Raw genomic sequence first — 20,011 nt, 5'->3', positions numbered from 1 at the left:
CAAAATTCCTGGTTTCATAGATCGATATTTTTCAATACCACATCATTAATGGCCATGCTTTTTCTCCTTAATTTCAAAGCATTCACACATTCCGTTCCAGGGCTCATACTGCCAAGCCGAATCGGCTCCTCCCCATAATCCCCATGAAAATCCGAACCTCCTGTTTTAATGAGATTATATTGATCTGCATATGAAATCGCTCTTTCCTCTTCTGCATGACCATGATGCGGGTGAAGAACTTCAATCCCTTCAAGCCCAGCTTTTACAAGATCAGGGATAATTTCGAAGCTCCCGTATTGTCCAGGGTGAGCAAGGACCGGGACGCCTCCGGCAGCACGAATCGCCTTCACAGCCAGTATGGCATCCACATACTCCATAGGAATAAAGGCAATGCCCGGCTCTTCCCCATTTTGGCCGCGGCTGAAGATTTTCTTATACAAATCTCCATAGATAGAATCCGTATACCCCGATTCCCGAAGCGCCAGCATAATATGCTGTTTATAAACACCGGTTCCTCCCCTGAATTTAGATACCTGATCCCAAGTTATTCGATATCCTGCATGAATCAACCGTTCCACCATTTTTTCAGAAGCTGCATTCCTCTTTTCAATCAGTGGATTACATAAATCCTCAAGGGCCTTATGACCAGGCTCAACAAAATAGCCCAAAATATGTACACGCCTTCCTCTTGCAAAGTCATAACCGGAAACTTCGATACCAGGGATGATTTCAATTCCTATTTCCTTACCCCGTTCCACCATCTCTTGCAATCTCATTGTTGTATCGTGATTCGTAATCGCTAAATGGCCAATGCTCTCCCTTTTTGCAACCTCCAATAATTCTTCAAAAGAACTGGAACCATCTGAAATGTTCGTATGACAATGTAATTCAACCTTCATGCCAATCCCCCCATTCTTATTCGTTACCCATTTTCATTTTAACTTAGTGCCCTGTCGGTCAACGTTAAGATGATGTAAAAAAACGTAAAGGTGTAAAAGTCGTCCTGATTGGTGGAAATACTTAAGTATTTCAGACTGTAGACAAAAAAATTCCCGTTGATTTCAGAAATCCGCTACCTTTCCGCCGACTGTCTGCCAAGCCGCATCAAAGCAAGCTTCTGTGGGTCTCGGCCAGCCAGTTATTCGGCAGGAGTGTCGCACATTTCTTCCATCCATTAAGGAGTACAGGAAAAAATATGAAGGATAAACTAGTCTTAAATAGGGTTCGGAATGAGACCGGCCTGCCGTTTTTTCTTTTTAAAATTCCAGTTAATTTCAGAAACCCGCCACCTTTCCGCCGACTGTCTGTCAAGCCGCATCAAAGCAAGCTTCTGTGGGTCTCGGCCAGCCAGTTATTCGGCAGGAGTGTCGCACATTTCTTCCATCCATTAAGGAGTACAGGAAAAAATATGAAGGATAAACTAGTCTTAAACATGGTTCGTGATGAGCCCGGCCTGCAGTTTTTTCTTTTTAAAACATTAAATTGATTGGAACGGAAGGTACGAGACTCCTGCGGGAAAAGCGTGGCATGGGAAACCCCGCAGGCGCGCCTAGGAGGCTCCCGCCCGCCCGCGGAAAGCGAGTGCCTGGAGTGGAAATCAACGTTCCAAAGTAACATGTTCATTCGTCCTTTTCAGCTTCCTATCCTGTTACGGATTTCCCATCAAGTTGAAATAAAATCAGAATAAACCCATTAAAAATTTTGACTTACTGATAAAAATGATGTACATTACCTATTAGGGCGAACATTTTTTATATTAAAAGCCAAAAATATTCGTATATAGAGGTGCATATCATGGAAAACGTGTTTGATTATGAAGATATTCAATTAATTCCTGCAAAATGTGTAGTAAATAGCCGTTCTGAGTGTGATACATCCGTTACATTGGGTAAACATACATTCAAGTTACCTGTAGTACCTGCCAATATGCAAACGATCATTGATGAAAAGATTGCCATTTACTTAGCTGAAAACGGTTACTTCTATGTAATGCATCGTTTTGAACCAGAAAAACGCCTTACTTTCATTAAAGATATGCACTCACGGGAATTAATCGCGTCCATCAGTGTCGGCGTTAAAGAAGAAGAATACGGATTCATCCAACAATTATCAGATGACAACATTGTTCCTGAATTCATTACGATAGATATTGCTCACGGTCACTCCAATGCCGTGATAAAGATGATACAGCATATAAAAAAATATTTACCTGAAAGTTTTGTCATTGCAGGAAATGTGGGAACTCCGGAAGCGGTACGGGAATTGGAACATGCCGGTGCCGATGCTACAAAGGTAGGCATTGGGCCAGGGAAAGTATGCATCACTAAAATCAAGACTGGATTTGGAACGGGTGGCTGGCAATTAGCTGCACTTCGCTGGTGTGCAAAAGCTGCAAGCAAGCCAATCATAGCTGACGGCGGCATACGCACGAACGGTGATATAGCTAAATCAGTTAGGTTTGGGGCCTCCATGGTCATGATCGGTTCATTATTTGCTGGGCATGAAGAATCTCCAGGTCAAACGATCGAGAAAGATGGAAAAGCTTTTAAAGAGTACTTTGGTTCAGCTTCTGAATTCCAAAAAGGTGAAAAGAAAAACGTTGAAGGCAAAAAGATGTTTGTCGAGCACAAAGGTTCTTTGGAAGATACGTTGAAGGAAATGGAACAAGATCTTCAGTCTTCCATTTCTTATGCCGGAGGAAACAAGTTAGAAGCCATCCGAAATGTGGATTATGTGGTCGTTAAGAATTCTATCTTTAACGGTGACAAAGTTTATTAATGAGTATCCATTCTCGTAAAAAAGAACGGTCTAATCAATTAGATTAGACCGTTCTTTCATTTACCATTCGTTATATAAGTTCACTTATACCTTTTTAACAAATTGGGATTTTAATTTCATCGCACCAAAACCATCGATCTTGCAATCAATATCATGATCTCCATCAACTAAACGGATGCTTTTGACTTTTGTGCCCATTTTCAAGACGGATGAACTCCCTTTCACTTTAAGATCTTTGATTACCGTAACGGTATCACCATCGTTCAAGGCATTTCCATTTGCATCTTTGATAATCTTTTGGTCACTATTTTCAGTTTCCGATTCCATCGTCCACTCATTGGCACACTCTGGGCAAACAAAAAGACTTCCGTCTTCGTATGTATATTCTGAATTACATGCAGGGCAATTAGGAAAATCAGACATAAATTCACTTCCTCCATTCGTTATTGTCAATTCTAATATAATAATGGTTTACATACAACCGGTAATGTTTTTTGAGTTGATGCCCCTCCTATAGAACCTATAATGGTTTTACTATATACTTTTAAGAAAAGCTGAAAAGTGCGGTGAACCCTTTGTTTAAACTACTATTAATAGAAGATGATACGACGTTATTCAATGAAATTAAAGATAGATTGGCGCAATGGTCTTATGATATACACGGAATTGGCGATTTTAGTAAAGTGGTCCAGGAATTCACGGACATAAAACCTGATTTGGTCATCATTGATATACAGTTGCCGAAGTTTGATGGGTTTCATTGGTGCAGAATGATCCGGGCCCATTCTAATGTTCCCATCATCTTTTTATCGTCACGTGATCACCCTACTGATATGGTGATGTCCATGCAGCTTGGCGCTGATGATTTTATCCAGAAGCCCTTTCATTTCGATGTACTCATCGCAAAGATACAAGCCATCCTTCGCCGGGTATATAATTACAATACAGAAAAGATCGAATTGAAAACCTGGTGCGGTGCGACAGTGGATTACGAGAAAAACACGGTATCGGCCGAGACTGGCTCAATCGAATTGACAAAAAATGAAATTTTCATCTTAAAAAAGCTCATTGAACAGAAAAACAAGATCGTAAGCCGGGAAGAATTGATCAATAGCTTATGGGATGATAAACGGTTCATAAGCGATAACACCCTTACAGTGAATGTGAACCGTTTACGAAAGAGGTTGGATGAACTGGGTTTAGGCCATTTTATCGAAACGAAGGTCGGACAGGGCTATATCGCAATTGAAGAGGCTAATGCATGATCAGAAAATATTTCGTGGAAAGGTTCAGCTGGATCATATTCTACATACTTCTTCATCTATTCATCATCTTTGTCGCTTTTCTTGACTCGGCCATTCCATTAAAGCCAATACTGTATATTGTTTTTTTATCATTGATTATGTTCAGTATTTTTTTGATTTTCCGCTATAAAAAAGAAACGTATTTCTATAAAAGTTTGGAAGCTCGGGAAGACAGCCTGGATATAACGAATATACCAGAACCAGAAAGTCCTTTCGAAAAAATCATAGAAAACAGCATCATTAATCAGACAGAAATATTGAAGCAATCCGCAGCAATTGGCCAAATGACTTTAGAGCAGGAGAAGGATGATTTATTATCTTGGATTCATGAAGTGAAGACACCATTGACGGCGATGCATTTAATGATTGACCGCTTGGATGATGAATTGCTGAAATCCCATTTGACTTATGAGTGGCTGCGCATTCACCTTCTTCTTGATCAGCAGCTCCATCAAAGGCGCATGCCTTTCATCGAAAATGATTTGTATATTGAGAATACGGATTTGGAAACTATAATCTTTGATGAGATTAAAACGCTGCAATCATGGTGCATTCAAAAAGGAATCGGCTTCGACATACAATTGGATGTAACCGAAGTGCTTACTGATGCAAAATGGCTGGCCTTCATCATGCGGCAGCTCTTGACCAACTCCATTAAATACAGTGAAAACTCAGATATTACGATTTATAGCCATAAACAAGCTGAACAAACACTCCTTGAAGTGAAGGATTCTGGTCGGGGCATCGACCCAAAGGATATATCCCGCATATTTGATAAAGGCTTTACATCCACGACTAATCATCGTGACCATGCTGCAACTGGCATGGGTTTATATTTAACCAAGAAAGCAGCAGAGTCCCTATTCATCTCTATTGATGTAAAATCAAAGCTAGGAACCGGGACGACCATTACCTTGACCTTCCCAAAAAGAAATGATTTCGTGAATATCACAAGCATGTGACAAAAATGTCACATGCTTTTATTCTTTGTTCGGACAAACGAAGGAAAAGAAATACATCGCCTTTTATAATAAGGATATAGAAATAAAGGAGTGTATCGATATGAATATATTAGAAGCGAAAAAAATCCATAAAAGCTATGGAAATAAATTCAATAAGCAAGAAGTATTAAAGGGTCTCGATATAAGCATACAAGAAGGTGAATTCGTAAGCATCATGGGTGCATCCGGTTCAGGAAAAACCACTTTGCTGAATGTCCTTTCCTCAATCGATAAAATCAGCAACGGCACCATTACAATCGATGGAAAAGAGATTTCAGGGATGAAAGAAAAGAAGTTGGCCGAATTCCGGAAGAACCATCTGGGCTTCATCTTCCAAGAATATAACTTATTGGACACACTGACTGTCAAAGAAAATATCCTTCTGCCCTTATCCATTACAAAAACACCAAAAAATGAAGCGGCACAAAAGTTTGATACCGTAGCGAAAGAACTGGGCATATATGAAGTGAAGGATAAATACCCAAATGAAATTTCCGGCGGTCAAAAACAGCGTACGTCTGCAGCACGGGCCTTCATCCATGACCCAAGCATCATTTTTGCGGATGAACCGACTGGAGCTCTTGACTCTAAATCAGCCTCCGATTTATTGAACAAACTGAGCGAAATGAATCAAAAACGCAAAGCGACCATCATCATGGTAACCCATGATCCAGTGGCAGCCAGTTATTGCAGCAGAGTCATTTTCATTAAAGATGGACAAATATATACACAATTGAATAAAGGCGAAGAAACCAGACAAATCTTCTTCAAGGACATCATGAAAACCCAAGGTGTATTGGGAGGGGTTCAAAATGAGCATTAATCAACTCATCTTTCGAAATCTGAAAAAGAATCTGAAGAACTATTATCTGTATGTGTTTGCCCTAGTCTTCAGCGCCTCCCTTTATTTCGCTTTTGTCACATTGCAATATGATCCATCCTTGGATGAAGCCGAGGGTACAGTGAAAGGGGCCGCCGCCATCAAGGCAGCATCGATCCTGCTTGTTGCGATCGTTTCGATATTCCTTTTATATGCCAATAGCATTTTCATAAAAAGGCGCAGTAAAGAAATTGGCTTATTCCAATTAATAGGCATGACCAAGAACAGGATATTCCGTATCCTGAGCGTGGAAAACCTGATCCTTTATTTCTGTTCCGTATTCCTGGGAATCTTTGTAGGGTTTGCCGCTTCAAAATTAATCATCATGATTTTATTTAAAATAATGGGTGTCCAGGCGATCGCGACCCTTCAATTTTCTTTTCAGCCGTTTGTTCAAACCGTGCTCGTTTTTAGCGCCATCTATCTTTTCATCATGTTGATGAATTATGCCTTCATTAAAAGGCAGACCATTTTATCATTATTTAGAGTGACTTCAATGACGGAGGGAAAAGTGAAAAAGGTTTCGATGTTCGAAATGATCATCGGGATATTCGGGATCATCCTGATCATTGCCGGCTATGTCGTTTCATCCAAATTATTCGATGGAGCTTTTTCAGAGATGACCGAGCTTTTTATGGCCATGATCTTCATTCTTGCTTCCGTCATCATCGGGACCTACCTATTTTATAAAGGATCCGTAAGCTTTATCTTTAATATCGTCCGTAAAAAGAAAAATGGATATTTGAACATCAATGAAGTATTGTCCCTTTCATCGATCATGTTCCGAATGAAATCGAATGCGGTATTATTGACGATCATCACGACCGTTTCCGCTTTGGCGATTGGATTATTATCTTTAAGCTATATCTCCTACTACTCAGCAGAGAAGAGTGCACAAAGCAGTATCCCTACCGATTTTTCGATGACGGATAAGGAAGATGCGGATGCATTCAAAGAAGCTTTATCAGCCAGTAAAATTGATTATGACGAAAAGGTGATTGATGTCATACAAGTGGATGTCAATGTAAAGGAAATAACGGAGACCAGCCTCGAGAGTGTTAACTTTGATCGGGACATCATGACTATTCCCGTCATCAGTGATGAATCCGTTAAAGGAATCAACCTCGCTGAAGATGAGACCCTTTTCAGCGGATACAGTAATATGTTGGAGAAGGTCATGTCCTTGAAAGATTCCGGAAAGATTGAACTGAAAGGCAAACACGAAGTGATTCCGCAAACATATATGGGATTGAATGATGATACCATCGTGTCCTATTACTTCACGAGCGGCGGTTTGCCCGTTGCCATTGTAGACCAAACGATATTCGACCGATTGAAAAAGGATATCGACCCGAAAATCCAAAAAGTATCATCTGTCAATATCGGAATTGATGTAAAGGATGAAGCTGAACTTGAAAAGGCGAATGATATATTCAATGAAATGAACTTTAAAGAAGAACAGAAGAATGATTCCCAATTAGAAATGTTCAATACCCAGAAGAAGAATATGGGTCTTATTATGTTCATCGTCGGCTTCTTGGGATTAACCTTCCTCGTCACATCCGGCTGTATCCTCTATTTCAAACAAATGGATGAAAGTGAAGGTGAAAAATCCAATTATACCATCTTAAGAAAACTGGGATTCACTCGAGGTGACTTGCTAAGAGGAATCCAAGCAAAACAAGTTTTCAATTTCGGCATTCCTTTAGTCGTCGGGCTGCTTCACAGTTATTTCGCAGTCCAATCAGGATGGTTCTTATTCGGGACCGAAGTTTGGACACCGATGATCATCGTCATGGCATTATACACGGCATTGTATTCGATCTTCGGAATCCTATCCGTTTTTCATTACAAGAAGGTCATTAAAGAATCTCTATAAGATGCTGAAAGCTCCAGGGTCCATGAGGCCCTGGAGCTTTTAATTCCATTTAAAGGACCACAGCTGGTTTCATCATTTCCTTGATCAATTCCCTGTTGCGCTTTTTAAAGATTTCATTGTGTGACGAGACCATTCCAATTTCATTAGCGTCAGGGTGGATAAATTGTTTTGCCTTGTTTACGGCGTTTGCTGCATCTTGGAAAGTACCTGCTATCAAGTTCAATTTACCTTCGTGCTTTAGGATATCACCGGCAGCGTATATGCCATCCATCGAGGATTCACTTGCGGCAGTACCTTCAATATAATAATTGTCGGCTATGGCAATATCCACGTTACTATTCCGAAGCAACGATGTATCACGTTCATAACCATGATTGATGATGACCTCATCGATCGGCAAGTAAGAAACCTCTCCCGTTTCATGATTCGTCAGTTCGACATATTCAATTGATTCATGATCAGCGCAAGCGATCAGCTTGGTAATCGTGGTATTCAAGAAACAAACAGCAGAGCTTTCCATCAATTGTCTCGCTTGTGATTCATGACCGGCTAAACTATCTTTCCTGTATGTCAAATATACCTTTTTGGCGATTGGCTCCAATTCATTTGCCCAGTCTATTGCAGAATTCCCGCCGCCTGAAATGATCACCGCTTTATCCTTGAAACGATCGAAAGACTTTACAGCATAGTTTAAATTGGAGACTTCAAACCTTTCTGCACCGTCTATTTCCAGCTTTTGCGGATTCAGGATTCCACCGCCGACCGCGACAATGATCGTTTTTGAAAAGTGCTTTTGACCTGAAGCAGTATGTAAAACGAATATACCTTCTTCATTACGTGTGATCGATTCCACTTTTTCATTCAAAACGACCGTTGGATTGAATGTTAACCCTTGCTCCACTAGCTGTTCAATTAATTTTTCCCCCGTAGTGGGTGTCAGCCCTCCTACATCCCAAATCATTTTCTCTGGATAGACATGGATTTTTCCGCCTAGCTGTGGCTGGTATTCAATCAGTTTAGCCTTCATTTCCCTTAGTCCGCTATAGAAAGTGGAGTAAAGTCCTGCTGGCCCTCCTCCAATAACAGTTACATCGAATAAATCTTGCTGTTCCATTACACTCACTCCTCAGTAACCAATTGTAATTGATTATCATTCTCATTTAATCGTACACTCTTTTCACTTTTTTTACAATATCGCTTTGTTAAATTACTGAAACTATTGTTGAACAAATATGATGGTCACTTGAAATAATGGATATCTCTTAGTCGATGAAGTCCCCTATTATTCGATTATTTTCAACAACACTTTTAAAACAGTCGACAAATAAAAAAATGTAGCCCTACTTCTTTCTCAATTGAGAATAGAGTATAAGCTACACTTTATTTACTGTAATTACTGTTTAGTTTGTTCGAGGTCTCTTTCCATCTGAAATAAGACTATTAATTCTTTCGATAAGTTCAGGAAGGTCACTCATTGTTTTAATCGTAAAATCAGCCCCATTTTGCATAAAGGAGTCTGCAGTTTTAGAGATTATATTTTCTTTATCAATTTCTGATAGACTTGTAAATTCATCTAAACTTAATCCCATCTCAGAGCTTCCAATAATGATTCCAACTGACCAAACTCCTGCATTTACTCCCTCTTTAATATCTGAAATGGTATCGCCTACTTTTACTACTTTCCATGATGCCGATAGCTTTAGTTCTTCCATATTTCGATAAATCATATAAGGATATGGTCTTCCAATAGAATTTGTTTCATCAGGGGTAATATAAAAATCTGGCTTATACCCTTTTGTCAACGCATTAGGTACGACGACGTCCATCATCATATTTGTATACCCGGTTGTCGACCCAATCTTCAGCCCTTGATTTCTTAAAACTTGCAGTGTCTCGATCACTCCAGGAATTGGATCTGTATAATCTGACAATGATGCCATAAGTGCTGGCTCGAATTCAGCATACAAGTTTTCAACATCTTGTTCATTAAATGGTCTTCCGTATTTTTCTTCCCATAAGGCAGATACTCTTGGCATGGTCAGCATAGCACGTATATGGTCAATTTTCAGCATCCCCATTGGAGCTCTTGCTTCTTCCATCGTAACTTCAATACTAGCATTTTTAAATATATCAACAAATACATTTACTGGCGCAAAACATCCAAAATCCACTGTTGTCCCAGCCCAATCCAAAATTACTCCTTCTACTTTGTTCATACTGTCACCACTTTCATATATTTTTCTACAATATTACATAGTTTTTGGATATCTTCTTCATAGATTTCACCGATATTGCCGATTCGGAATGTATCTATGTCAGTCAGCTTTCCGGGATAGATTACATAGCCTTCCTCTTTAATAAATGAATAGAAATCTTCAAAGTTGAACTGTTCATCTGGAAAAAGGAATGTTGTAATAATAGGCGATTGTTTTTCAGGTGTGATATATGGATGAATGCCCAATTTACCCATCAACTCTCTTAACCTATCATTATTATTTTTATATCGTGCAAACCTAGCTGAAATGCCGCCTTCTTCATTTAGCTCCTCCAACGCTTTTGCAAATGCAGCCACTACATGTGTTGGAGATGTGAAGCGCCATTTCCCATCCTTATCCATCTCTTTCCACTGATCATATAGGTCCAATGACAAACTTCGTGCATTTCCTTCACACTCTATAAGTTTATCAAGCTTCGCAATGACAAATCCAAATCCCGGGATTCCTTGAATGCATTTATTTGCACTGCTGATCAAATAATCAATTCCGAGTTCAGGTACATTGATGTCAACTCCGCCAAAGCTGCTCATGGCATCAATAATTAATGTTTTCCCTTGTTCCTTCGATAGATTTGAAACCATTTCAATCGGATTTAAAATACCTGTTGTTGTTTCACAATGAACCATTGCAATGTGTGTAATTTCCTGATCTTCTTCTAAAATACTCCTAATCTCAGCTTCCTTTGGAAATTCATTGTACTCAACACCATATTCCGTATAATTCAGTCCAATACACTGTGCCATTTTCACAATCCGTTTACCATACGCGCCATTCGTTACAATCAGCACTTTATCGCTTTTTGAAATGGCAGTCGTCAACACCGATTCAACAACAAACGAACCGCTTCCCTGCATAAGTACGACTGAATACTCTTCTTTTACAGCACATGCTAATTCGAGTAGCTGGGACCTGATTTTTTGTGTAATTTCTTTATAATCCTTCTCCCAAGTGCAACGGTCAACAAGCATTTCTTGTTTCACCGTACTTGTAGTAGTCAATGGACCAGGCGTTAAAAGTTTATAGTTATTCATATTCCTTCACTCCTCACAGAATTATTTAGCTGATTTAAAGAAATCTTGATGCTGCTGTAATAGCTCAACTGTTAATGGTTGTTTAAATTTCATAGGATGAGCGGGTTTATTCTTATCCATAACCTTTTCACCTTCATAAAGCGCGACGGGATAATGTGTCAACAAATCTTCTCTAGCATCTTTAGTGATTGTTTCTGCCATTTTCATTGCTAAATTCGTTGTTGCATCATCTTTATCAACGACTGCCACTGATTCAGTGTAGGAAAAATCCCCCTCAATCGGATCAATATACTTGATCGGTAAGCCTGACTCTTTAGCCATCACTGCCTGGTAGCGTAAACCAAAACCAACAGCCACTTCCCCTGCTTGCACTTTATTGATTGGACCTGAACCTGAGCTCTCAAGATGCGGACCGCTATTAGCTATTAAGTCATGAAGAACCTTTTTCCCTTCTTCGTCACCGTATTGACTGATAATGGCTTGAACTAACAGCCACCCTGTTGAAGAGTCCAATATGTTTGGAATCGAGACGGACCCTTTAAACTCTGGTTTTGTTAAATCTTTCACTGAGGTTGGCATAGGTAATCCTTTTTGTTTGAGTACTTCGGTATTTACAAAAATTGAACCCGTATTAGCTAAAATCGGCGTATAATAGGCTGGATTTCGTTCCAATGGTTTTGTACTAAACGTTAGGTCTTCAAACATGGAATGCTGCTGCTGAGCACTTTCGATGAAATAAGAGCTCATCGTCACGATATCAGCCTCAATTTTATCTCCCTCTGCCATCAGCTTCCCGCCTAATTCAGACGTGCCTAATGATTGAAGGACATATTTCCCCTTGTATCCAGCTTCTTTCAATGATGTTTCTATAGCTTCAGTAGCTTCTTCATCACCATTTGTGTAGATGACCACTTTTCCTTCATCTGCTTTGCTACTGTTACGACCTACAAGTAAAAAAATCAAACCTATAGCAACTAGAGATAATAATGCTACCTTCATCGTTTTAAACATAATATCCCCCTCATTAATGTTTGAATTGTCTTTTTTGATAATGATCACAAAGCAACTTTACGATTAAATTTGTAAAAAAGATGAGTAAAGATAATATAAATATTTCATTGAATTTGGCGAAATGCTGCAGCTCTTTTATCTTGCTCGCTACTAATGAGGTTTGAGCTGTGACTAAAAAAATAATCCCGCTAATGGTGACCATGCTATTGATAAAATAGTAGCTAAACATCTCAATCACCGTCGATGCTGAGTTTGGAAGAATGACCCGATAGACAGTCTTAATCCAGCTATCTCCTAATAACTCTCCAGTTGTTTCCCAACCAGGATTCATTTTAGATAAAGAGTTTTTCGCCATTAAATATGGTGTCGTAAAGAAGTGGACAATGTTACATAGAACAATAATTGTAAAAGTCCCCTTCCAACTGCTTCCATTAAAAAGCAGTAAATACGATAAACCTAAGACCATGCCCGGTACTGTATTCGTCAACATTGATATAACATCAATTGACGATTTCCATTTTAGCGGTGTACGGACATTTAATATGGCTGAGCAAAATGCGATTAACGTGCCAAATACTGCCGTCATAATGGCAACAAATAAGGAGTTTTTATAAACCGCAGTTAAATCGCTCGATTGGAATGTGTCAATAAAGTGTTTAAGTGTGAACGAAAGATCGTATGGAAAACTGTTTAAAAATGGTGCAATGAACATGACAGCAAAAACGGAAAGCATCCCTATTAAAACCAGTAGTGAGACAATCCCAAAACATAAATCTCTACCTTTATGTTGAGACAATTCTATATCGCTAAACTTGTCATAATGAAAATTAAGTTTTTCAAGATAGTTTAATAGTAAAACGCCAAATACTACCGGAATTAGCATAAGAACAGCAATGGCCGCACCATTATTAAAATCTGGGATGGAACCAAGCATTACTTGATACAGTTGAGTCGCTACTACGGAATACGTCCCGCCGACTGAAGCCGGTATTCCAAAATCCGTAAAGCTCAAAATAAAGGAAAGTACAAATGCTCCGCCCAAGGTTCCCAATAACGGACGAACGATTGTATTCATAAAACTTCTTATTGTTCCGTCACCCATTAACTTTGAAACGACCATAAACTTTTTATCAATATACTTGAAAGAATTATTAATAAGAAGAAAAGCTGATGGTAATGTATAAATTACATAGCCAATCAATAATCCATTAAACCCATATATATCAAAGAGATTTCTACCAAATATCTTTGTTATGAGCCCTTGATTACCAAAAGAATAGATAATCGCAAACCCAAATGTGATTGTTGGAAGTAGCATTGGAACAAGGATTCCCGTTTTAATCGCACTTTTTAATGGCCTATATATTCTTGTACAATGGATGGAATAGGCAAGCGAAAATGCTAAAACAGTCGTAATAAGAGCAGTAAGACTGGATATTTTTATGCTGTTCCCAATTGACTCCATCAGTTCTTTATTTGAAAGTAATGAAAGATAATTTGATAGATTGAATCCTTCGCTAGTTTCAAAAGAACGGACAAACAATATGCCTAAGGGCAGTAATAGAAAGGCGGTAAATAACAATAAGATAGGTATATAAATTACTCGCATTGCCGGTTTTACATCAGGCATACTTTTCACCAAATAAGTTAAGTATATTTCCTCGCTTGATCTGTAATTGCTTAAGTATAAATTCCTTTACAAAATCATTGGCTGGCTGATTTATAATTTCTTGAGGTGTTCCAAATTGAGAAATATTCCCCTGATTAATAATTAAAATTTTATCGGACATCGTTAAGGCCTCTTCTGGATCATGTGTCACAATAATTGTCGTTAGCTTAAATTCTCTCGCAATAGATTTAATACGTTGCTTTATGGATTCCTTAATAACACCGTCCAATGCACTCAATGGTTCATCTAGTAATAAAATTTTGGGTTTCATTACGAGTGTTCTTGCAAGCGCTACCCGCTGTTTTTGGCCACCCGATAATTCGCCCATTCTCTTTGTTAAATGAGGTTTTAGCTCTAAGAATTCAATATATTCCTGCAATTCTATCTCAGACACTACCCCCTTCTTATTTCTTAAACCATATACAATATTTTCGTATGCATTTAAATGAGGAAAGAGTGCATAATCTTGGAAGACTATATTAAATCCCCGCTCCTTCATTTGCACGTTACTCAAATCGGTATCATTAAAAATGATTTTTCCATGATTCATACTTGTTAATCCCAAGATAATATTCAATAAAGTAGTTTTACCGCTTCCACTTGGCCCTAGCAGTGAAACGATCTCCCCTGTTTTAATTTCAAGATTTATATTGTCTAAAACTAATTTATCATCGAAATGCTTGCTAATATTTTGTAATTTTAGCAAACTGTTCACCTCCTTTAATACACCCTCAGTATAAAAGCTATATGTAAATCGAATTTGAGATTTATGTAAATGCTTTGTAAATATTGAACACTTTGTTACTAATTTATTACTACATTTTGACCAACTGGTGATATAGTTATCATTAAATCCTCTAGCGACATGTTGAATATGTTATGGGTAAACAGTAAACTAAAATCAATAAAGGGAAAAAGATTACGTTGAATAGGCGGGTGAATCCATGCTTCCACTTGAAAGGCAAAAAAAAATCATTGAATTATTAACGATAAAAAAAGTTATGAAGATAGCTGAGCTTACAGAAGAACTAAAAGTTTCTATTGAAACCCTTAGAAGAGATTTAAACCTCCTTACAAGACAAGGAAAAATAGAAAAAATTTATGGTGGAGTTAAGCTAGTTAAATCACAGTTTGGTGAATCGACAATAGATGAACGTATGTTTAGTCAATTAGAAGAAAAAGAAATGATCGCACAAAGATGCAGTGAGTATATCAACGATGGTGATTGTATTTATATCGATAGCGGTTCAACAACATATCAAATAGCTAAATATATCAAACAGAAAAAGAAACTAACCGTAATAACCAGTTCGATCCCTGTTATAAATGAACTGATCAATAGTGATATTGAGTTATTGATTATCGGGGGAAAGGTAAGGCAAAATGAACAGTCTATTGTAGCTTTTGATTACTTATTTAATTTTAGCGAATTGAATATATCGAAAGCCTTTATATGTGCAAGTGGCATTACAATTGAAAAAGGTATTTCCGACTATAATTTAGATGAAGCAAACACCCGGAAAAAAATCATTGAATTATCTAAAGAAGTTTATGTTGCCGCTGACAGCACTAAATTCGGGAAAGACGTAACCATTGGGATTGCCTCACTCGATAAAATTGATTACATTATCACAGATCATCATTTACACAAAGATTTCATCAATACGTATAAAGAAACGAACACAGATTTAATCATTTCTTAAATGCATAAAAAAGGAAATTATACTTTGTTGTATAATTTCCTTTTTGCTTGTTTATTCCCTCTTATAGGTGCTCCAGCTTTCGGTGTGTAAATGGAGATATGACACAGTTGTATATCAGAATTTTCTGTTTTATCAGCATCTGGTTTTGCACATCCACTAAATAATACGACTACGGGTAGTTAGCCTTCGGTAAGTGCTAAGTAATGCTTTACTTTCCCGTTATATTCAACGATTAGCACATCATCTCGCTCTTTTGTGGTGTATATTTTTGTTCCTATGGGTAATTTATTGGCCATACCATCTTTAAAAGATTTACTGGAATCGTTTGAGAATACCTCTGTAATTTCTCCAACAGATTCGTTCTTAGTAAGTTTAAGCTCATTCACCCATTCAATATCCGTTTTATATATGATCTTTTCCCATTGGAGAATATCTGCATTTTTATCAAGATTTAAAACTTCTTCTGCATCTGGATTTTTAGATGTCACGGTTTTGATTTCTGTTTTAACACAACCCGACAAATTAAAAATGCAAACCATTAACATGAAAACCACTATGTTTTTCTTCATCATACACCTCCATTCAATTAGACGTATGGAATTATCTTTCGTTACTGAATATGGCTTTGTATTACTATTAAGTGTTCCAGCCAACATCTATTTTGGGTATTAGTTATTCATTCATTTTCATCCAAAAAATAAACAAATGCCCTTGTTACCAAGGACATTCGCTCAATCAAATTTAATTAATAAATAGATATAACTTTCTATGATATTCCACAAATGCCTGCTGATCCTTTTCCGTGTAGTCCATCCACTTCACTTTCTTACACCTTTCTTCTAATCTCTCATTCAGCTCATCTTCTATTTCATTCATGAAACGAATGATTTCCCCATAAGGCATATTGAAATGACGGGCTGCGAGCCGGGGCGGAGAATGCTTTACCAGCAATCTCATGAATTGATCGACTGTGTCCGCTTTCGAAGCAAGATAATCTTCCTCGTTTACGATGAATTCATACACTTGTTTTTTCACGCCAGAAAGTCTGGTCACTTCGTCGCGCAATAAAAACTCCATTAATCTTTCGTTCATGTGGCTCTACCTCGAATTTGTTTATATTTACATTCCTTGAGAACATGTATGAAAGGCTACACTGCTCAACACCTCATTATGACACCGTAACCGCAAGCCATCAAGCAATTCCTGTATCCAGACACAAAACATAATAAATACGATTTATAATCCATTTTAAGTAAAGTAACATGTATATGCCTCATATTCAACGTTGGTGTTGTATGACATCTCTTGATGTATATTTAGCATCCTTTTTGGCAAAATATGAGTATGAACAAATGGAGCAACACAACCTTTATTAATTTTTATATATGTAAAGAGAATAATTTTGTTAAAATTTGATATAATAAATGTAATATTTAGTAAATTGGCATCTTTTTATAGAATTTGCTTTTGTAAAGGGGTAAAATGAATCTAATGACATCTTATTTTTTCTAATGTTTCCGAGGAGTTATAGGGTGGGTAAGCAAGTACATAGTGACAGCTGAAATGCTGTCCGACATATCGGTTGTTTTCATTTGTTCAGAATAACAATGAAAAGAATAAGGAGTGATTTTTTGAAACCTTCAACAAATCGCATGTTAACCCGTATTAAATCCGTTTATATGTTCATTAGTAATAACGGTACGGTTTCTACTCAAGAGCTTGTAGAAGAATTTGGCATCACTCCTCGAACTGTGCAGCGCGATTTAAATGTCTTAGCGTACAATGACCTTGTTCAAAGCCCAAGCCGTGGCCTTTGGACGACAACAAGTAAAAAGGTGAAGATGTCATCGTAAAAAGAAAGACCACCCGAACAAAATCGATATGTAAAAAAATACTTTGAGGCGGACAATATTTGTCCGCCTCATTTTTTCATGCTTATTTATCATTCAGCAGGTTGGCCCGCCTTTAACTGTTCAAGCTCTTCCGCCGTTAACTCACGGTATTCACCAAGCTCAAGTTCCTCATCTAGTTGTAAACTTCCCATGGAAAGACGCTTTAGGTAGACGACACGTTTGCCCACGGCCTCAAACATCCGCTTCACCTGATGGAACTTTCCTTCCATGATCGTCAGCTCGATATCCGATGTCAGGCCTGATTTTAAAATATTCAATTCCCCTGGTTTTGTCTCGTACCCATCATCCAAGGTCACGCCGTTGCGGAATGCCTCGATATCCCGTTCCGTTACTTCGCCATCAATGACCGCAAAATATGTTTTAGGAACATGTTTCTTCGGGGAAAGCAGTTGGTGGGCAAGCTTTCCGTCATTCGTGATCAGCAATAAACCTTCTGTGTCCTTATCCAGACGGCCCACAGGGAATGGCTCGAACACCGAATCCTCTGGCTCCAAGATATCGATGACCGTTTCTTGGTGTTTGTCCTCCGTTGCCGACAATACGCCTGGCGGTTTATTCATCATTAAATATATGAACTCCCTGTATTCAACCCGTTCACCATGAACCGTCACAATTTCCGTATCAGGGTCCACTTGTTCTTTCGGATCCTTCAGCAGTCTTTCATTGACCTTGACGGCGCCAGATTTCAGGAGCTTTTTCACTTCTTTCCTGCTTCCATAACCAATATTGGATAATATCTTATCAATTCTCATCATTTCCTCCTAAAGCCTTTTCAGTAAAAGGCCTTGCCCACTATAATGACAGGCAAGGCCAAAATATTTAATCCGGGATTCACTTTATCATACCCTTTTTTTTACACATCAAACTTCTATCTTTTATAATCCTAATTTAGTTTTTAACCGATCGATCCGGGTACCGAACAAACGATGGGCAAGCTTGCTTTTCAAGGATAGCGCTGCATAAATGAGAGCTCCAAAGGTTGCACAAACGGCCACGATCAAAATCGCTTGGAAGCGCCCTTCCGTTGTAAGCCACAGCGATAATAAACTGTTCAAGCCCCATACAGCCAGTCCCATTATCGTTGAAAATACAGTGATCAATACTGATCTTCTGATGGTAAGGCTGTAACGATAGCCAGTAAAGTAGGTAATGACATACAAGTTCAGCAGGACAGCTGCCAAGTAGCCGAATGCCGTGGCATAAACGGACCCTTCCGTTTCAAACAACTTGATCATCGGGATATTCAAGCTCAATTTGATTAAAAAGCCTACAAGCAGGCTGAGCACCGTATATTTTTGCTGATTGATGCCTTGTAAAATAGCCGCCGAAACGGAAAAAAGCGCAAACAAGATGGAAACGGGTGCATATGCCTTCAGGACACTGATTCCCAGCGGATCATGGCTGTAAAAGGCACTATAGATTGGATCGGCCAGCACCGACATGCCAACGACCGCAGGGATCGTAATGAACAATAAAATTTGGAAGGCTTGGTTCAGCTGGCGGTTTAACTCTTCCGAATCCTCGCTAACATATGCCTTCGTCACCGAGGGAAGAAGCGCCATTGAAAACCCGGTTGCAAGCGTCATCGGAATCAAGACAAGCTTCTGGGCATATACATTCAAAACCCCAAGGGCATCTTCTGCGACATGCTGCAGCCCGATCGACGACATCGCCTTATTGAAAGATAACAAGTCCGCAAACTGAAACATTGGCATCGCGATACCGACAAATATGAAAGGAATCGACGATAGAAATATTTCTTTGTAGATCTCCTTCAGGGAAATTTCCATCGTACCCCGGTCATTCTCCATCAAGCTGTCCAAATAGGGTTTTTGTTTTTTCCAATACCAAAATAATACCACTAAACCGCCGATGGCCCCGACCGTCGCCGCGAATGTAGCTATTTGGATGGCCTTCACTAACTCTCCATCCATGACATTTAAAACAACATACACACCGGCCAGAAGGAACACGATGCGGACAATTTGTTCAACAACCTGAGATATGGCCGTTGGCTCCATCGCTTCATGACCTTGAAAGAAGCCACGGATGATACTCATGAACGGTACAAAGATCAAGGCGAAGCTTACTGCCCGTATGATCTCCGTGACATCCCCGACATCTTCCTTCTTTACACCAAATACTTCAGTAAACAGCGGTGCCATCGTATAAAGGAGCAAGAAGGCAAGAAAACCGGTGACAGCCATTAATTTCAGGCTCGATTTAAATAACTTCTCACCGACTGCGTATTCCTCGAGCGCATTATACTTCGAAATGAATTTAGAAACAGCAAGCGGCATGCCTGCCGTTGCAAAGCTGATGAAAATGGTATATGGAACGTACCCATATTGATAGAGGGTAGCCCCTTTATTCCCAACCATATGTTCAAAGGGGATGACATAAAATAAACCAAGAACCTTGGAAATGATCGCTCCCAGCGTTAATATAAAAGCCCCTTTTAAAAATTTAGACGACATCTAATCCCATCCTGCCTCTGTCAGTTACGTTTTACACGCTTTTTATCTTATCATAATAAAGTAATTTTTCTATAGAAAACTACTCTCAA

Annotated in this window: 20 protein-coding genes; 8 read left to right on the top strand and 12 right to left on the bottom strand. The window is 38.7% G+C overall.

Annotated features, from left to right (window positions below):
• Positions 1 to 14: 14 nt before the first annotated feature.
• Entirely contained in the window at positions 15 to 899 is an 885-nt protein-coding gene (locus tag ACQKKK_RS00370; RefSeq protein ID WP_427613226.1) for a PHP domain-containing protein, read from the bottom strand.
• A 296-nt stretch (positions 900 to 1,195) separates the two neighbouring features.
• On the opposite strand from ACQKKK_RS00370, the gene ACQKKK_RS00365 reads away from it, so the two are divergent.
• Positions 1,196 to 1,486, top strand: coding sequence for a hypothetical protein (locus tag ACQKKK_RS00365; RefSeq protein ID WP_427613224.1), 291 nt, complete (start codon positions 1,196 to 1,198; stop codon positions 1,484 to 1,486).
• Positions 1,487 to 1,794: 308 nt separating this feature from the next.
• Positions 1,795 to 2,778: a GMP reductase gene (gene guaC / locus ACQKKK_RS00360; protein ID WP_427613223.1), complete on the top strand. Its 984-nt coding sequence runs from the start codon at positions 1,795 to 1,797 to the stop codon at positions 2,776 to 2,778.
• A gap of 84 nt (positions 2,779 to 2,862) precedes the next feature.
• Here the strand turns inward: guaC and ACQKKK_RS00355 are convergent, their stop codons facing one another.
• Positions 2,863 to 3,201 (bottom strand): zinc ribbon domain-containing protein YjdM, encoded by a 339-nt coding sequence (locus tag ACQKKK_RS00355; RefSeq protein ID WP_427613221.1) that lies wholly within the window; start codon positions 3,199 to 3,201, stop codon positions 2,863 to 2,865.
• A 152-nt stretch (positions 3,202 to 3,353) separates the two neighbouring features.
• Here ACQKKK_RS00355 and ACQKKK_RS00350 point away from each other — a divergent pair, with 152 nt between their 5' ends.
• The 4 genes from ACQKKK_RS00350 to ACQKKK_RS00335 all read left to right on the top strand — a co-directional run bounded on the left by ACQKKK_RS00350 (position 3,354) and on the right by ACQKKK_RS00335 (position 7,842).
• Positions 3,354 to 4,043, top strand: coding sequence for a response regulator (locus ACQKKK_RS00350; protein WP_427613220.1), 690 nt, complete (start codon positions 3,354 to 3,356; stop codon positions 4,041 to 4,043).
• Positions 4,040 to 5,044, top strand: coding sequence for a sensor histidine kinase (locus ACQKKK_RS00345; RefSeq protein ID WP_427613218.1), 1,005 nt, complete (start codon positions 4,040 to 4,042; stop codon positions 5,042 to 5,044). Before ACQKKK_RS00350 ends, ACQKKK_RS00345 begins: the two co-directional genes overlap by 4 nt.
• 100 nt (positions 5,045 to 5,144) lie before the next feature.
• Complete coding sequence (locus ACQKKK_RS00340) at positions 5,145 to 5,906, top strand: ABC transporter ATP-binding protein (RefSeq protein WP_061464460.1); 762 nt, start codon at positions 5,145 to 5,147, stop codon at positions 5,904 to 5,906.
• The gene (locus tag ACQKKK_RS00335) at positions 5,896 to 7,842 is read left to right on the top strand and encodes an FtsX-like permease family protein (RefSeq protein WP_427613216.1); all 1,947 of its coding nucleotides are present in this window, start codon (positions 5,896 to 5,898) and stop codon (positions 7,840 to 7,842) included. The genes ACQKKK_RS00340 and ACQKKK_RS00335 overlap by 11 nt, the downstream gene beginning before the upstream one ends.
• 49 nt (positions 7,843 to 7,891) lie before the next feature.
• Here ACQKKK_RS00335 and ACQKKK_RS00330 read toward each other — a convergent pair whose 3' ends face one another.
• From ACQKKK_RS00330 to ACQKKK_RS00305, 6 genes are all read right to left on the bottom strand, one after another.
• Complete coding sequence (locus ACQKKK_RS00330; protein WP_427613215.1) at positions 7,892 to 8,956, bottom strand: NAD(P)/FAD-dependent oxidoreductase; 1,065 nt, start codon at positions 8,954 to 8,956, stop codon at positions 7,892 to 7,894.
• 286 nt (positions 8,957 to 9,242) lie between these two features.
• Entirely contained in the window at positions 9,243 to 10,058 is an 816-nt protein-coding gene (phnX, locus tag ACQKKK_RS00325; RefSeq protein ID WP_427613213.1) for a phosphonoacetaldehyde hydrolase, read from the bottom strand.
• Positions 10,055 to 11,149: a 2-aminoethylphosphonate--pyruvate transaminase gene (gene phnW, locus ACQKKK_RS00320; protein ID WP_427613212.1), complete on the bottom strand. Its 1,095-nt coding sequence runs from the start codon at positions 11,147 to 11,149 to the stop codon at positions 10,055 to 10,057. The genes phnX and phnW overlap by 4 nt, the downstream gene beginning before the upstream one ends.
• Positions 11,150 to 11,170: 21 nt before the next feature.
• Complete coding sequence (locus ACQKKK_RS00315) at positions 11,171 to 12,160, bottom strand: extracellular solute-binding protein (RefSeq protein ID WP_427613210.1); 990 nt, start codon at positions 12,158 to 12,160, stop codon at positions 11,171 to 11,173.
• 13 nt (positions 12,161 to 12,173) lie between these two features.
• Positions 12,174 to 13,790: an ABC transporter permease subunit gene (locus ACQKKK_RS00310; protein WP_427613208.1), complete on the bottom strand. Its 1,617-nt coding sequence runs from the start codon at positions 13,788 to 13,790 to the stop codon at positions 12,174 to 12,176.
• Positions 13,783 to 14,535 (bottom strand): ABC transporter ATP-binding protein, encoded by a 753-nt coding sequence (locus ACQKKK_RS00305; RefSeq protein ID WP_427613207.1) that lies wholly within the window; start codon positions 14,533 to 14,535, stop codon positions 13,783 to 13,785. Before ACQKKK_RS00305 ends, ACQKKK_RS00310 begins: the two co-directional genes overlap by 8 nt.
• Positions 14,536 to 14,773: 238 nt before the next feature.
• Here ACQKKK_RS00305 and ACQKKK_RS00300 point away from each other — a divergent pair, with 238 nt between their 5' ends.
• Entirely contained in the window at positions 14,774 to 15,532 is a 759-nt protein-coding gene (locus ACQKKK_RS00300) for a DeoR/GlpR family DNA-binding transcription regulator (protein ID WP_427613205.1), read from the top strand.
• A gap of 179 nt (positions 15,533 to 15,711) precedes the next feature.
• On the opposite strand, the gene ACQKKK_RS00295 is transcribed toward ACQKKK_RS00300, so the two are convergent.
• The gene (locus ACQKKK_RS00295) at positions 15,712 to 16,104 is read right to left on the bottom strand and encodes a hypothetical protein (RefSeq protein WP_427613203.1); all 393 of its coding nucleotides are present in this window, start codon (positions 16,102 to 16,104) and stop codon (positions 15,712 to 15,714) included.
• Between the two features lie 169 nt (positions 16,105 to 16,273).
• Complete coding sequence (locus ACQKKK_RS00290) at positions 16,274 to 16,624, bottom strand: hypothetical protein (RefSeq protein ID WP_427613202.1); 351 nt, start codon at positions 16,622 to 16,624, stop codon at positions 16,274 to 16,276.
• A gap of 539 nt (positions 16,625 to 17,163) precedes the next feature.
• Between ACQKKK_RS00290 and ACQKKK_RS00285 the strand changes: the two genes are divergently transcribed.
• Positions 17,164 to 17,385, top strand: coding sequence for a DeoR family transcriptional regulator (locus ACQKKK_RS00285; protein ID WP_034309346.1), 222 nt, complete (start codon positions 17,164 to 17,166; stop codon positions 17,383 to 17,385).
• Positions 17,386 to 17,474: 89 nt separating this feature from the next.
• Here the strand turns inward: ACQKKK_RS00285 and ACQKKK_RS00280 are convergent, their stop codons facing one another.
• Positions 17,475 to 18,197 carry a pseudouridine synthase gene (locus ACQKKK_RS00280; RefSeq protein WP_427614031.1) on the bottom strand — a complete coding sequence of 241 codons (723 nt, stop codon included), beginning with the start codon at positions 18,195 to 18,197 and terminating at the stop codon, positions 17,475 to 17,477.
• Positions 18,198 to 18,320: 123 nt separating this feature from the next.
• Entirely contained in the window at positions 18,321 to 19,922 is a 1,602-nt protein-coding gene (locus tag ACQKKK_RS00275) for a putative polysaccharide biosynthesis protein (protein ID WP_427613201.1), read from the bottom strand.
• Positions 19,923 to 20,011: the final 89 nt, after the last annotated feature.

Origin of the sequence: Peribacillus sp. NPDC006672 (assembly GCF_050274955.1) — a bacterium.
GTDB lineage: Bacteria > Bacillota > Bacilli > Bacillales > DSM-1321 > Peribacillus.
Note: the sequence above shows the minus strand (reverse complement) of the source record. Positions and strands in the feature narration are given on the sequence as shown.

Excerpts from the sequence above, each read along its gene's own strand:
- ACQKKK_RS00365 (WP_427613224.1), top strand. The coding sequence starts at position 1,196 with ATGAAGGATAAACTAGTCTTAAATAGGGTTCGGAATGAGACCGGCCTG.
- ACQKKK_RS00290 (WP_427613202.1), bottom strand. The coding sequence starts at position 16,624 with ATGAACGAAAGATTAATGGAGTTTTTATTGCGCGACGAAGTGACCAGA.
- phnW (WP_427613212.1), bottom strand. The coding sequence starts at position 11,149 with ATGAATAACTATAAACTTTTAACGCCTGGTCCATTGACTACTACAAGT.
- ACQKKK_RS00315 (WP_427613210.1), bottom strand. The coding sequence starts at position 12,160 with ATGTTTAAAACGATGAAGGTAGCATTATTATCTCTAGTTGCTATAGGT.
- ACQKKK_RS00330 (WP_427613215.1), bottom strand. The coding sequence starts at position 8,956 with ATGGAACAGCAAGATTTATTCGATGTAACTGTTATTGGAGGAGGGCCA.
- ACQKKK_RS00340 (WP_061464460.1), top strand. The coding sequence starts at position 5,145 with ATGAATATATTAGAAGCGAAAAAAATCCATAAAAGCTATGGAAATAAA.
- ACQKKK_RS00295 (WP_427613203.1), bottom strand. The coding sequence starts at position 16,104 with ATGATGAAGAAAAACATAGTGGTTTTCATGTTAATGGTTTGCATTTTT.
- ACQKKK_RS00275 (WP_427613201.1), bottom strand. The coding sequence starts at position 19,922 with ATGTCGTCTAAATTTTTAAAAGGGGCTTTTATATTAACGCTGGGAGCG.
- ACQKKK_RS00335 (WP_427613216.1), top strand. The coding sequence starts at position 5,896 with ATGAGCATTAATCAACTCATCTTTCGAAATCTGAAAAAGAATCTGAAG.
- ACQKKK_RS00300 (WP_427613205.1), top strand. The coding sequence starts at position 14,774 with ATGCTTCCACTTGAAAGGCAAAAAAAAATCATTGAATTATTAACGATA.
- ACQKKK_RS00280 (WP_427614031.1), bottom strand. The coding sequence starts at position 18,197 with ATGAGAATTGATAAGATATTATCCAATATTGGTTATGGAAGCAGGAAA.
- ACQKKK_RS00310 (WP_427613208.1), bottom strand. The coding sequence starts at position 13,790 with ATGCCTGATGTAAAACCGGCAATGCGAGTAATTTATATACCTATCTTA.
- guaC (WP_427613223.1), top strand. The coding sequence starts at position 1,795 with ATGGAAAACGTGTTTGATTATGAAGATATTCAATTAATTCCTGCAAAA.
- ACQKKK_RS00355 (WP_427613221.1), bottom strand. The coding sequence starts at position 3,201 with ATGTCTGATTTTCCTAATTGCCCTGCATGTAATTCAGAATATACATAC.
- ACQKKK_RS00370 (WP_427613226.1), bottom strand. The coding sequence starts at position 899 with ATGAAGGTTGAATTACATTGTCATACGAACATTTCAGATGGTTCCAGT.
- phnX (WP_427613213.1), bottom strand. The coding sequence starts at position 10,058 with ATGAACAAAGTAGAAGGAGTAATTTTGGATTGGGCTGGGACAACAGTG.
- ACQKKK_RS00345 (WP_427613218.1), top strand. The coding sequence starts at position 4,040 with ATGATCAGAAAATATTTCGTGGAAAGGTTCAGCTGGATCATATTCTAC.